Source organism: Flavobacterium fryxellicola (assembly GCF_900143245.1).
Taxonomy (GTDB): domain Bacteria; phylum Bacteroidota; class Bacteroidia; order Flavobacteriales; family Flavobacteriaceae; genus Flavobacterium; species Flavobacterium fryxellicola.
Window position 1 is genome coordinate 279,474 of record NZ_FRDK01000003.1, and the last position, 12,713, is coordinate 292,186.

The 12,713-nt window shown below is 35.2% G+C and carries 11 protein-coding genes and 1 pseudogene; 3 read left to right on the forward strand and 9 right to left on the reverse strand.

What is annotated here, in order from left to right:
* Window positions 1-244 precede the first annotated feature (244 nt).
* Window positions 245-925 carry a DedA family protein gene (locus BUA03_RS07390; RefSeq protein ID WP_066079857.1) on the forward strand — a complete coding sequence of 227 codons (681 nt, stop codon included), beginning with the start codon at window positions 245-247 and terminating at the stop codon, window positions 923-925.
* 72 nt (window positions 926-997) lie between these two features.
* Here the strand turns inward: BUA03_RS07390 and groL are convergent, their stop codons facing one another.
* The 9 genes and pseudogenes from groL to BUA03_RS16660 form a co-directional block, all read right to left on the reverse strand.
* Window positions 998-2,626, reverse strand: a complete 1,629-nt coding sequence (groL, locus tag BUA03_RS07395; protein ID WP_066079853.1) for a chaperonin GroEL — start codon at window positions 2,624-2,626, stop codon at window positions 998-1,000.
* Window positions 2,627-2,707: 81 nt separating this feature from the next.
* Window positions 2,708-2,983, reverse strand: a complete 276-nt coding sequence (locus tag BUA03_RS07400; RefSeq protein WP_007137725.1) for a co-chaperone GroES — start codon at window positions 2,981-2,983, stop codon at window positions 2,708-2,710.
* 139 nt (window positions 2,984-3,122) lie between these two features.
* On the reverse strand, window positions 3,123-3,452 hold the full coding sequence (secG, locus tag BUA03_RS07405; protein WP_066079851.1) for a preprotein translocase subunit SecG: 330 nt from the start codon (window positions 3,450-3,452) through the stop codon (window positions 3,123-3,125).
* 3 nt (window positions 3,453-3,455) lie between these two features.
* Window positions 3,456-4,307, reverse strand: coding sequence for a tetratricopeptide repeat protein (locus BUA03_RS07410; protein ID WP_066079846.1), 852 nt, complete (start codon window positions 4,305-4,307; stop codon window positions 3,456-3,458).
* 77 nt (window positions 4,308-4,384) lie between these two features.
* A complete protein-coding gene (locus BUA03_RS07415; RefSeq protein ID WP_066079843.1) occupies window positions 4,385-4,888 on the reverse strand; it encodes an LptE family protein in 504 nt (167 codons plus the stop codon).
* Between the two features lie 97 nt (window positions 4,889-4,985).
* On the reverse strand, window positions 4,986-6,242 hold the full coding sequence (locus BUA03_RS07420) for a sigma-54 interaction domain-containing protein (RefSeq protein WP_066079841.1): 1,257 nt from the start codon (window positions 6,240-6,242) through the stop codon (window positions 4,986-4,988).
* 49 nt (window positions 6,243-6,291) lie between these two features.
* Window positions 6,292-6,633, reverse strand: a pseudogene (locus tag BUA03_RS07425) (GxxExxY protein).
* 105 nt (window positions 6,634-6,738) lie between these two features.
* Complete coding sequence (miaB, locus tag BUA03_RS07430; RefSeq protein WP_066079838.1) at window positions 6,739-8,184, reverse strand: tRNA (N6-isopentenyl adenosine(37)-C2)-methylthiotransferase MiaB; 1,446 nt, start codon at window positions 8,182-8,184, stop codon at window positions 6,739-6,741.
* Between the two features lie 279 nt (window positions 8,185-8,463).
* Window positions 8,464-8,625: a hypothetical protein gene (locus BUA03_RS16660; RefSeq protein ID WP_157492197.1), complete on the reverse strand. Its 162-nt coding sequence runs from the start codon at window positions 8,623-8,625 to the stop codon at window positions 8,464-8,466.
* A 243-nt stretch (window positions 8,626-8,868) separates the two neighbouring features.
* On the opposite strand from BUA03_RS16660, the gene topA reads away from it, so the two are divergent.
* The gene (gene topA, locus BUA03_RS07435) at window positions 8,869-11,400 is read left to right on the forward strand and encodes a type I DNA topoisomerase (protein WP_066079835.1); all 2,532 of its coding nucleotides are present in this window, start codon (window positions 8,869-8,871) and stop codon (window positions 11,398-11,400) included.
* 84 nt (window positions 11,401-11,484) lie between these two features.
* Entirely contained in the window at window positions 11,485-12,636 is a 1,152-nt protein-coding gene (locus tag BUA03_RS07440) for a formimidoylglutamase (protein ID WP_066079832.1), read from the forward strand.
* Window positions 12,637-12,713: the final 77 nt, after the last annotated feature.

Genomic DNA, 12,713 nt, shown 5'->3' on the forward strand with positions numbered 1-12,713 from the left:
TTGGTTTTTTTAATGTCGGACTTGAATGTTTTTTACAGTTATGTTATGGTCGGAAACTAAAAAAAGCTGTTTTATTATGATTGAAATCGCGATTGTTGCAACCGGTATTTAGTTAGTCTTTATGTAAAGTGAATTCAGGTCATTTAAATAGTTAATTAAACTTTAAAATAGTATCATAAATTGTGGTTAAGATATATTATCCGTACTTTCACACACGAATAATTTTAGCATAAAACACCGTAGAATGAACGATTTTGATTGGAAGAATTTAATTGACCCACTTTTTTATATTCATTTTGATGTTAATGGAATTAAATTGGGTATTTATATAGTTTTATTTATTGTATTTGCTGAAACAGGTCTTTTTGCGGGTTTCTTTTTACCAGGAGATAGTTTGTTGTTTTTAGCAGGAATTTATAGTCGGGAATTAATAGAAAACATTTTATTTATTAATAATGACTTTCTTAATGTTGTCCTTTTATCAACATTGGTAGCGTTATCTGGTATTTTAGGAAACATTGTTGGGTATTGGTTCGGTTCAAAAAGTGGGTACTATTTGTACAATAAAGAGGATAGTTTTTGGTTCAAGAGAAAGTACTTGGTGCAATCCAAAGATTTTTTCGAAAAATACGGAGGGAAAGCAATAATTTTTGCTCGGTTTCTTCCCATATTTAGAACCTTCGCACCTATAGTTGCAGGAATTGTTTCAATGGACAAGAAAAAGTTTATGTTTTATAATATTTTAAGTTCATTTATATGGTCCTTCACGTTAATTTTTGCAGGACATTATTTATATGGCTTCTTACTCAATAATTATCAGATTGATTTGAAAGAGCACATCGAGTTAATTGTATTAGCTTTAGTAGGGATTACTGTTTTACCAGTCATTTATAAATTTAGCAAAAAATCTAAAGTTCAGGAATAAACAAAATAGTGAAACAAAAAAAAACCGTCCTGATTTTTATCAGCACGGTTTTTTAAGTTAAAGGAAGTGATATTACATCATTCCTGGCATACCACCACCCATTGGGTTTCCGCCACCATTATCTTCTTTGATATCAATCAATGCACATTCAGTAGTCAAGATCATCCCAGCAACCGAAGCAGCATTTTCTAATGCTACACGTGTTACTTTCTTAGGATCTATAATTCCTGCAGCAAGCATGTCTACATATTCGTCTGTTTTAGCGTTGTATCCAAAATCTCCTGAACCTTCAGCCACCTTTGCAACTACAACAGAGCCCTCAAGACCTGCATTTTCAACAATAGTTCTCAATGGAGATTCTACTGCGCGAGATACAATTTGGATTCCAGTTGCTTCGTCAGCATTGTCTGCTTTAATTGCGCTAAGTACAAGTTTAGCTCTCAAAAGCGCCACACCACCACCAGCAACAATTCCTTCTTCTACAGCAGCACGAGTAGCGTGAAGTGCATCGTCAACTCTGTCTTTTTTCTCTTTCATTTCCACTTCAGACGCAGCACCAACATAAAGTACAGCAACTCCACCAGCTAATTTGGCCAAACGCTCTTGCAATTTTTCTTTGTCATAATCAGAAGTAGTAGCTTCCATTTGACCTTTAATTTGGTTGACACGATTTTTGATGATATCAGCTTCGCCAGCACCACTTACAATTGTTGTGTTGTCTTTATCAATAGTCACTTTTTTGGCAGTTCCTAACATTTCGATAGTGGTATTCTCTAAAGTGTACCCTCTTTCTTCTGAAATTACCGTTCCTCCAGTTAAAATAGCAATATCTTCTAACATGGCTTTTCTTCTATCGCCAAAACCAGGTGCTTTTACAGCCGCAATTTTCAAGGCTCCACGCAATTTGTTTACCACCAATGTAGACAATGCTTCACCATCTACGTCTTCAGCGATAATCAATAATGGTTTTCCTGATTGTGCAACTGGTTCTAAAACGGGTAACAACTCTTTTAAAGAAGAAACTTTTTTATCGTACAAAAGGATGTAAGGGTTTTCCAACTCTACTTCCATTTTTTCTGAATTGGTCACAAAATAAGGAGAAAGATATCCTCTGTCAAACTGCATACCTTCTACAACATCAACATAAGTATCTGTTCCTTTGGCTTCTTCAACGGTGATTACACCTTCTTTTCCCACTTTTGCGAAAGCAGTAGCGATTAGTTCCCCAATTACTTCGTCATTATTAGCTGAAATAGAGGCGATCTGTTTGATTTTTTCAGAATCACTTCCTACTACTTTAGCTTGTTTCGCTAAATCAGCAACAATAGCTTCAACTGCTTTGTCAATACCACGTTTTAAATCCATAGGATTCGCACCAGCAGCAACGTTTTTCAAACCTTCTTTTACTATAGCTTGCGCCAAAACAGTTGCAGTTGTGGTTCCGTCTCCAGCTAAATCATTGGTTTTAGAAGCAACTTCTTTTACCATTTGAGCACCCATATTTTCCAATGGATCCTTCAATTCTATTTCTTTTGCGACAGTAACACCATCTTTAGTAACAGTTGGTCCGCCAAAAGCTTTTCCAATAATTACATTACGACCTTTTGGTCCAAGAGTTACTTTTACTGCATTTGCCAATGCATCTACACCGCGTTTTAATCCGTCACGTGCTTCAATATCAAATTTTATATCTTTTGCCATTTTAATTTTTGTTTAATGTTTAAAGTTGTTTTTGTTCAACGTTTAGGATTTTATCTTAAAACCCGAAACTTGAAACAAAATTTAAATAATTGCAAGAATATCATCTTCACGCATGATCAAATAATCTTTTCCTTCTAGTTTTAATTCAGTTCCAGCATACTTTCCATAAAGTACAGAATCTCCAATTTTCACTGTCATCGTGTGTTCTTTTGTACCATTTCCAACTGCAACAACAGTTCCTTTTTGTGGTTTTTCTTTGGCTGTATCTGGAATAAAAATCCCTGACGCAGTTTTTGTTTCAGCTGCGACTGGTTCGATAAGAACTCTGTCTGAAAGTGGTTTGATGTTTAAAGCCATGATTTTATGTTTTAGTATTATTTAATATATTAAAGGAATAAGATTTCAGAAATTATGCCAGCCTATGATAACTGACACATTTTCTTATAAAAAATGCCAGCTTTGACAAGCTGGCATTTTTAAAATAGGAAACGTATTTTTATTTTGCTGGATTTGTTGCAGCAGGTGTATTTTGAACTGGAGCTACTGGTGCAGTCGTAGTTGTATTGTCTATGATTTTAGAATCAGTATCACTCAACGTTCCAGTAAAGCTTAAGCTTGAAAAAAGGATAAGTACAATTAGTATAGTTGCTAATGTCCAAGTGCTTTTGTCTAAAAAGTCTGTTGTTTTTTGTACGCCACCTAACATCTGAGAACCACCTATTGTAGAAGATAACCCACCACCTTTAGGGTTTTGAACCATGATAACTACGATTAATAGAAAACAAACGATAGTTATTAAAACTAAAAAAATTGAAAATGTACTCATTGTTTAATTATTATTATGTTGTAAAATCTTAATATCCGTTATGCGGTCCGCAAAGAAACTACTTTTTTCTGGATATTTCAAAATTAATATTTCATATGCTTGAATCGCTTTTTGATATTTTTTTTGTTCCAAGTAAACTCGCGCTAAAGTCTCTGTCATCAAATAAGAATTGTCAGCCGCATTTAGATCAAAAGCAACAGTTGAAGGAACGCCATGTTTTACAGGTGAAATCTTCGGACTCGTTTCAATAAACTTATCAATTAATTCTATTTTTTTTCTTTTGTCAGCATCTATTGCAGGATTGGATTGACTAGACGTAGACAGTTTCTCCCTTTCGATAGGGTCGGTTCGGGACAGTTGTAGCCATTCTTGAAAGGAATGTTGTTCCTTTTTCGAAAAGTCTAACGGTTTTCCAATAGCGAGTTTTTCTTCAACTGATTTTGAATAAACTTCAGTTTCAACTGGTGCCGCTTCCTTAATTGAAGTCAGAATGGAGTGTTCTAATGTATTTATTTTAAGTTCTGATTTTCCTTCCGGAATAAGAATTTCACTGTCTACCACTTGGATTGCAAGAATTTCTAGTGCTTTTCTATCGTATAAACTTTTGTGAATAGAAGTAAACGTATCCGAAGTGATGAAATCAAATAAAATGGATCTGTCCGTAGTATGTGCTGCTGTTATTTTTAAAGCCGTATTGTATCTATAACTGTCTTGATTGTACAATCCTTTTAATTGAATCGCCCTAGCACTTTGAAAATAAGGAAATTCATTTAATACTATTTCTAAAGCTTCCGTTTGCTTTTCGTGGATTGCATCGGGTTTGTTAATCAAATAGGTATAATCGGTTACATTCATTGTTTTGTATTTAAGTGCCGTATGGTTTAACTGTCTAATTGAGTAAAAAAAAGACGTTTAAATAAGCAAACTTTAATTTACCATTTAGCTAATGATTCATTAAAAATATCTTGTGTTATTCGTTCAAAAATTTCTTTTAAAGCTGCGTTTAGTGTAGCTCCCGTTAATTGTTGCTCTGCCGGATAATCAAAGAAAAAGGTAAATGGTTTTTCAAAATCATCGGTTTCTTTTTTCTTATTGGTGAAACGTACATTTATCCGAATCGTTAATCGATTTTGAGCGGCCCTTTGATCTGCCGTTGCCGTCATAGGACTAACTCTGTAATCTATGATTTCTCCCTCATAAGTTAAATCAGCACCGTTTTTGACTAAATTTAAATTAGTTTGGTTCTGGATCAAATCTTGTAATTCTAATGTGAATGTTCGATCAATTCCAGGTTCAATTAATTCAGCATTATTTTGAAAAAATCCAACTTGAAACGTCTCTGCGTCAATTTTTCCAGTTCCGGTAAAGTTATAAACCGAGCAACTAGTGATGCTCAATATAATTATTGAAAGAATAATTAGTTTTATATGTTTCATTTTCTAATTTAAAAATTGCTTGGTAAGTTCTAAAGGTCAGGTCAAATATATTCATTTTCAATCAAACCATGTCCCACTTCGTATCTTTGTAAAGAAGCTACAAATCAAATTGTTTGATTTTTCGATATAACGTCCTTTCTGAAATGCCCAGTTCATCGGCGGCAGCTTTTCGTTTTCCTTTATTTTTTTCTAACGATTTTTTTATCATTTCAATTTCTTTTTGCTCTAAACGCAAGGTTTCTTCTTCCTCAATTGTTTCTGCAAAAAGATAATTATCGTCATTCTCTTGGTATGCGTCTTCGGTGTTTTGTGAGGTGATTAAGGCTGATCTTGGCTCTTCTTCAAAATCGATTTCACTATCGTTTTCTTTGGAGCCGTATATTTTTTTAATCAAATTCTGATTGGTCTCTTGTACTTTTGAACTTCCGTTTTGAATCAGTTCCAGCGTTAGTTTTTTTAAATCATTCAAGTCACTTTTCATGTCAAAAAGAACTTTGTACAAGATTTCCCTTTCGGTGCTAAAATCACTTTCACTCTTTTTGTCTTTAATGACAGAAGGTAAATTACTTCCTTGTACTGGCAAATAGGATTGCAGGGTTACTGAGGAGATGTCTCTATTGGTTTCTAAAACCGAAATCTGTTCTGCAACATTTCGTAATTGTCGAATGTTTCCGCTCCAACGAAATTTCTGTAGTAATTGAACTGCATTTTCATCCAGTTTTAAAGGAGGCATTTTATATTTATGGGCAAAATCGGCGACAAATTTTCGAAACAATAGGTGAATGTCATCCTTACGGTCTCTTAAAGGCGGTAAAGTAATGTCCACGGTGCTCAATCGATAATACAAATCCTCTCGAAACTTTCCTTTTTCAATGGCATCGAATAAATTAACATTAGTAGCAGCCACAATTCGGACATCTGTTTTTTGAACCTGTGAAGAACCCACTTTGATGAATTCTCCATTTTCCAGAACGCGTAACAATCGGACCTGTGTGGTAAGTGGAAGTTCGCCTACTTCATCCAGAAAAATAGTACCGCCATCGGCTACTTCAAAATAGCCTTCGCGCGTATTTGTTGCACCAGTAAAAGCGCCTTTTTCATGTCCAAAAAGTTCACTGTCAATAGTTCCTTCAGGAATGGCTCCGCAGTTTACGGCAATATATTTCCCGTGTTTTCTATGGGAGAGCGAATGAATAATTCTAGGAATATTCTCTTTTCCCACGCCACTTTCTCCTGCAACTAATACCGTAATGTCGGTAGGAGCAACCTGAATGGCTTTTTCTATGGCACGATTTAACTTAGTGTCATTCCCAATAATCTCAAATCGTTGTTTTATAGCTTGAACTGTATCCATATTTTATTTCTCAACCACAAAATACACAAATTTTCGCAAATTTATAATTTTATGTGTTTATTAATCTTTTGTGAACTAACGATTTATTTTGAAAGTTTGCTAGTATTCCTATTGGAGTGTTAGCTAATTTCATATAATTTAATGTTTGTGCAAGATGATCATTACTGATTTCCTTTATTGATTTTATTTCTAGAATAATATCAGTGTAAACTACAAAGTCAGCATAAAATTTATGGGGCAAAATAATCCCCTTGTATTCTACATTTTACTCTTTTTCTCTTTCGTATCGAATATTATGGTTTTTGAATTCGATTTCTAAAGCATCTTTATAAACGATTTCAAGTAAACCAGGTCCTAATATTCTGTGTACTTCCATGCAAATACCAACAATTTCTTAGTTTTCATCTTTTTTGTAATAATACTGATTAGAATCGGTCATATTAGAATTTTCAGTGTATCGAATTTGTGGAAATTTGCGTAATTTGTGGTAAAAAAATTAATTCATTTCGGATAATTCAACCGCTTCCCCTTTTAAAGTTCCACTGGTGCAGCTCGTAATTTTCACATTCACAAAATCCCCAATTTTATAATCTTCTTTTGGGAAAACCACCGTAATACTTTGTGAATTTCGCCCAGAAAACTCTTCCGTTGATTTTTTCGAAACTTTTTCTACTAAAACTTCTACCGTTTGTCCAATAAATTCCTCCGAGCGCAACCAAGCATGTTTTTGTTGCAAATCGACGATTTCTTGTAATCTTCTTGCTTTGGTTTCTTCGGGTACATCGTCTTCCATTTTTCGTCCTGCTAATGTTCCCGGACGTTCCGAATACGAGTACATATATCCAAAATTATATTTCACATATTCCATCAAACTCAAAGTATCTTGATGATCTTCCTCTGTTTCTGTTGGAAAACCTGAAATCATATCTTGCGAAATCGAGCCATTTGGAACTATACTTTTTATTTTATCAATCAAAGTCATGTATTCTTCACGGGAGTGCAAACGGTTCATTGCCGCTAAAATCCTATTGCTTCCGGATTGTACCGGCAAGTGAATGTGCTTGCAGATATTAGGGTATTTTGCAATAACGTGCAAAATGCTTTCGTGCATGTCTTGTGGATTGGAAGTTGAAAATCGGATTCTCATCTTAGGAAAACCAACCGCTACCATTTCTAGTAATTGGTCAAAATCGACCGCTGTTGCTTTTTGCATTGCTGAGGCAGTCTCAAAATCTTTCTTTAACCCGCCACCGTACCACAAATAACTATCCACATTCTGACCTAAAAGTGTGATTTCTTTAAAACCCTTATCCCACAAATCTTGAATTTCGGTCATGATGCTTTGTGGTTCCCGGCTGCGTTCGCGACCGCGAGTAAAAGGCACCACGCAAAACGTACACATATTATCACAACCACGTGTGATTGAAACCAAAGCTGTAATTCCGTTGCTCATCAATCGAACCGGCGAAATATCTCCGTACGTCTCATCTTTCGATAAAATCACATTGATCGCATCACGTCCTTCCTCGACTTCAGCGAGTAAATTTGGTAAATCTTTATAAGCATCTGGACCCACAACGAGGTCTACTATTTTTTCTTCTTCTAGGAATTTGTCTTTCAATCGTTCTGCCATACAGCCCAAAACGCCAACTTTCATCTTTGGATTAATGCGTTTTACGGCATTGTATTTCTCCAAACGTTTCCGAATAGTTTGCTCCGCCTTGTCCCGAATAGAACAGGTATTGACCAAAACTAAATCGGCTTCCTCTAGAATTTGTGTTGTGTTGTAGCCGTTCCCAGACAAAATAGAAGCTACAATCTCGCTATCCGAAAAATTCATCGCACAGCCGTAACTTTCTATAAAAAGTTTTTTAGTGTTCTCAGGTTTATGTTCTAAAACTAAGCTTTCGCCTTGTTTGCTTTCTTCAATAATCTTCTCCATTTGGTAATTTAAAGTGCAAAGATAACGCAATTCCAATAAATATGACAAGATGTCAGACTAAGAATTAACATTGTTTTAAACATTAAGCGCAGTTGCATTTTTAGGAGCTGTTTCCCGCTTTCCGTTGCAATCTTTTTGTTTTTTAAGAAAAAAACAAAAAGGATTTCCACTACAATCGGGGCTAGAGAGTTGTGGATTCAAGCTGTTTTTTATTTCAATTAAATATTTTGATGTCTACTTTGGATATGGCGTTGTCAATTGAATTGAAAATGATCATTTTTAAAGCGATACATACGAATTAGAGTAAACAGTTGATTGTAAAATGACTTCTTTAGAATCTTCCTCAGCAATATGAATTGTACATTCAAAATTATCATAGCTGTCACAATCGTTAATCGGATACGTTAATGAACCTACCAGTAAAACTTCATTTTTACTCATAAAATAATACGTTGAAAGTATGACAAAGATTCGGAGTCTTATAGTTAAAATGAGTACTACGTTGTGAATTTTCGCCGCATTATTCTCCGTATTTACAACTCAATTAAATAATAAAATCGTCAAAATATTATTTAATTTCTGTCATCTGTAGGCCGCATTTCAACGAAAAATTTGACTTTTAAAATTTAAAAAACTCAAAATTTAAAAAAATCATATACTTTTGCCGACATAAACAATCGGGATATGGCAAAGAATTTAGTTATAGTGGAGTCACCTGCAAAGGCGAAAACAATCGAAAAATTTTTAGGAAGTGATTTTCAAGTAGAGTCGAGTTATGGACATATTGCCGACTTACCTTCCAAGGAAATTGGCGTAGACGTAGAAAATGGCTTTAAACCTAAATACGAGGTTTCTGCGGATAAAAAAGCATTGGTTTCCAAATTAAAAACTTTAGCCAAAAATGCCGAAATGGTCTGGTTAGCAAGTGATGAGGATCGCGAGGGAGAAGCAATTTCTTGGCACCTTGCCGAAGAACTAAAATTAAATCCAGCCAAAACAAAGCGAATTGTTTTTCATGAAATTACCAAAACTGCTATTCTAAAAGCAATCGATAATCCGCGTGAAATCGATTATAACTTAGTTAATGCGCAACAGGCTCGTCGGGTTTTAGATCGATTAGTGGGCTATGAATTGTCTCCTGTTTTATGGAGAAAAATTAAAGGAGGCTTGTCTGCGGGTCGTGTACAATCCGTCTCTGTTCGTTTAATCGTAGAGCGAGAAAGAGAAATTCAAAACTTTAAGGCCATCGCGAGTTATTCTGTTGTAGCCGAGTTTACTAACGAAGCTGGAAAGTCATTCAAAGCAAAACTGCCTAAAAATTTCAACACCAAAAAAGAAGCGGAAGATTTTTTAAAGAAAAATATAGGTTCCACATATAAGGTAGCCGACTTAGAGACGAAGCCTACTAAAAAAACACCAACAGGTCCTTTTACGACTTCCACTTTACAACAAGAAGCCGCTAGGAAACTGTATCTGCCAGTTGGAATTACCATGCAATTAGCACAACGTTTGTATGAAGCTGGACTCATTACATATATGAGAACAGATAGTGTGAACTTATCTAAAGATGCTATGGATGCTGCTCAAGCAGAAATCATCAAATCCTACGGAAAAGAATTTTCTAAGCCTCGAACTTTTGTCAATAAAAGTAAAGGAGCTCAAGAAGCGCACGAGGCAATTCGTCCAACGGATATGTCCCGTCATACCGTGGATATCGATAGAGATCAAGCGCGTTTGTACGATTTGATTTGGAAAAGAACCTTGGCTTCGCAAATGAGTGATGCACAATTAGAACGTACTAACGTGAAAATTGAAGCAAACAATCATGGTGAAATTTTCACGGCTTCAGGTGAAGTATTGCTTTTTGAAGGATTTCTAAAAGTATATCTAGAAGGGCATGATGACGATGAGGAGGAGCAAGAAGGCATGCTGCCAGCGATGAAAGTCAATGAAAAATTGCAGAATAATTACATCACAGCTACTGAGCGATATTCTCGAGCTGCCGCAAGATATACTGAAGCTTCCTTAGTGAAAAAACTAGAGGAGTTAGGAATTGGTCGTCCGTCTACTTATGCGCCAACGATTTCTACCATTATTAATAGAAATTACGTCGAGAAAGGAAATCTTGATGGACAAGAAAGAAATTACACACAGCTGACATTGCAATCAGGCAAAGTAGGCGAAAAGCTGCTCAAAGAAAATACCGGTTCAGACAAAGGAAAATTAGTTCCAACAGATATCGGAACCATCGTTACGGATTTCTTGGTTAAAAATTTCGGGAACATCTTAGACTATAATTTCACCGCCAAAGTGGAACAGGATTTCGATGAAATTGCGGAAGGAAATATCGTTTGGACAAAAATGATGAAGGAATTCTATGATAAATTTCATCCAAACGTAAAAGACGTAGAGGCTAATGCAGAGCGCGAAAGTGGAGAGAGAATCTTAGGAACCGATCCAAAAACAGGAAAGCCGGTTTCGGTACGTTTAGGGAAATTTGGACCTATGGCTCAAATTGGAGCTCCAGATGATGAAGAGAAAAAATTTGCCAGCTTAATGAGCGATCAAAACATTGGGAACATTACTTTGGAGGAAACGCTGAATTTATTTTTGTTGCCAAAAAATCTTGGGAATTATCAAGAGGAAGAAGTAGAGGTGAGTAATGGCCGTTATGGTCCTTACATTCGTCACGGCGCAGCTTTTGTTTCCCTGCCTAAGGGAGAAAATCCTTTAGATGTAGATTTTGAAAGAGCCAAAGAATTAATTGATGAAAAAGCGCTAGCTGATGCACCAATAGCGGTTTACAAAGGCGAAGGAGTTCAAAAAGGAGTAGGTCGTTTTGGTCCTTTTATCAAATGGGACGGTTTGTTTATCAATGTGAGTAAAAAATATGATTTTGATAATTTGTCGCAACAGGATATTGAAGTCTTGATTGAAGACAAATTGCAGAAAAATATTGATAAGGTTTTACATAACTGGGAGGAAGAAGGAATTTTGGTCGAAAAAGCCCGATGGGGACGCTCAGTCATTACCAAAGGCAAAATCAAAATTGAATTGAGTAAAGAGGTAGATGCAACAAAATTGACATTAGCTGAAGTTCAAGAGATGATTGCTAAGAAAACTCCAGCCAAAAAAGTGGCGGCAAAAAAGGCTCCAGCAAAGAAAGCAGTTGCAAAGAAAGCAGTCGTGAAAAAAGCAGTTGCAAAAAAGAAATAACAAACTCTTAATTCATAACACCTTGACTGCTGCTATTATGTAAAGTCCCGAAGTTTCAGCAGGAGAGAGGAAAAAAATAATAAAATGGAATTTGATTTTCTAAAACCGATAGCGAATGAGGTCCTCGTATATCTAGACGGATTAACTTCTCAGCAATTAGGGAGTAAAATAGTTTTGCATACCGCTGAACAATTTCCAGATTTAAATAAAATTAAAATTGCAATAATTGGTGTTCTGGAAAATCGAGGTTCTAACAACGCGATTTCCAATAGTGATTTGACACCGGTTAGAAAAGAATTATACGGACTTTTTCCAGGAAATTGGAATGCGTCTATTGCTGATTTAGGGGACATTCTGCCCGGTAATTCCATTGAAGATACTTATTTTGCGCTAAAAAAAGTAGTTGCGAGCTTAATCAAAAAGAAAATTACTCCCATAGTAATTGGAGGTTCTCAGGATTTAACTTACGCCCTTTATAGAGGATATGATGATCTGGAACAGATGGTCAATTTGGTTTCCGTAGATTCTAAATTCGATTTTGGAAAAGAAAATGAAGATGTCTCAGCTTCTTCTTATTTGACTAAAATAATCATTGATGAGCCTAACAATCTTTTTAACTATTGTAATATAGGATATCAAACGTATTTTAATTCGCAGGAGGAAATTGATTTAATAGAGAAATTGTTTTTTGATGCCTACAGGTTGGGGGAAGTGTCAAACAATCTTTCTATTTCGGAGCCTGTTTTTAGAGACGCTGATGTAGTAAGTATAGATCTACATTCCATTAAATCAGCTGACTCTGGTAATTTTATCTCGTTTCAACCGAATGGTTTTAACGGAAAAGAGATTTGTACTCTGGCCCGTTATGCAGGAATAAGCGACAAGGTTTCTTCGTTTGGGATTTTTAACCATAATAATTCGGCACAAGAATCAGTTATTATTGCACAGATTATATGGTACTTTATTGAAGGATTTCATTATCGTTCGAATGAATATCCATTTGGTAGTAAAGAAAATTATATAAAGTACAATGTACCACTAGAGGAAGAAGAACTTGTTTTTTATAAAAGTGATAAAACAGATCGCTGGTGGATAGAAATTCCATTTATTTCAAATGGTAGTAATAAATTAAAAAGAAACACGTTATTACCCTGTTCCTATGATGAATATTTATTGGCTTGTAATCAAGAATTACCTGAAAGATGGTGGAAAGCCCAAAGAAAAAACATCGTTTAGAATCTTTTTTTACTTATTTATTATTTTTTTATAAAAAACACTTTGTTTAGTGTAAAAAAATTGTTTTTCTAAAAAAT

Bases quoted from the DNA above. Each gene is read 5' to 3' on its own strand.
- BUA03_RS16660 (WP_157492197.1), bottom strand. From the start codon at position 8,625: ATGAGTAAAAATGAAGTTTTACTGGTAGGTTCATTAACGTATCCGATT.
- BUA03_RS07410 (WP_066079846.1), bottom strand. From the start codon at position 4,307: ATGAATGTAACCGATTATACCTATTTGATTAACAAACCCGATGCAATC.
- topA (WP_066079835.1), top strand. From the start codon at position 8,869: ATGGCAAAGAATTTAGTTATAGTGGAGTCACCTGCAAAGGCGAAAACA.
- BUA03_RS07420 (WP_066079841.1), bottom strand. From the start codon at position 6,242: ATGGATACAGTTCAAGCTATAAAACAACGATTTGAGATTATTGGGAAT.
- BUA03_RS07415 (WP_066079843.1), bottom strand. From the start codon at position 4,888: ATGAAACATATAAAACTAATTATTCTTTCAATAATTATATTGAGCATC.
- BUA03_RS07440 (WP_066079832.1), top strand. From the start codon at position 11,485: ATGGAATTTGATTTTCTAAAACCGATAGCGAATGAGGTCCTCGTATAT.
- BUA03_RS07400 (WP_007137725.1), bottom strand. From the start codon at position 2,983: ATGGCTTTAAACATCAAACCACTTTCAGACAGAGTTCTTATCGAACCA.
- secG (WP_066079851.1), bottom strand. From the start codon at position 3,452: ATGAGTACATTTTCAATTTTTTTAGTTTTAATAACTATCGTTTGTTTT.
- BUA03_RS07390 (WP_066079857.1), top strand. From the start codon at position 245: ATGAACGATTTTGATTGGAAGAATTTAATTGACCCACTTTTTTATATT.
- miaB (WP_066079838.1), bottom strand. From the start codon at position 8,184: ATGGAGAAGATTATTGAAGAAAGCAAACAAGGCGAAAGCTTAGTTTTA.
- groL (WP_066079853.1), bottom strand. From the start codon at position 2,626: ATGGCAAAAGATATAAAATTTGATATTGAAGCACGTGACGGATTAAAA.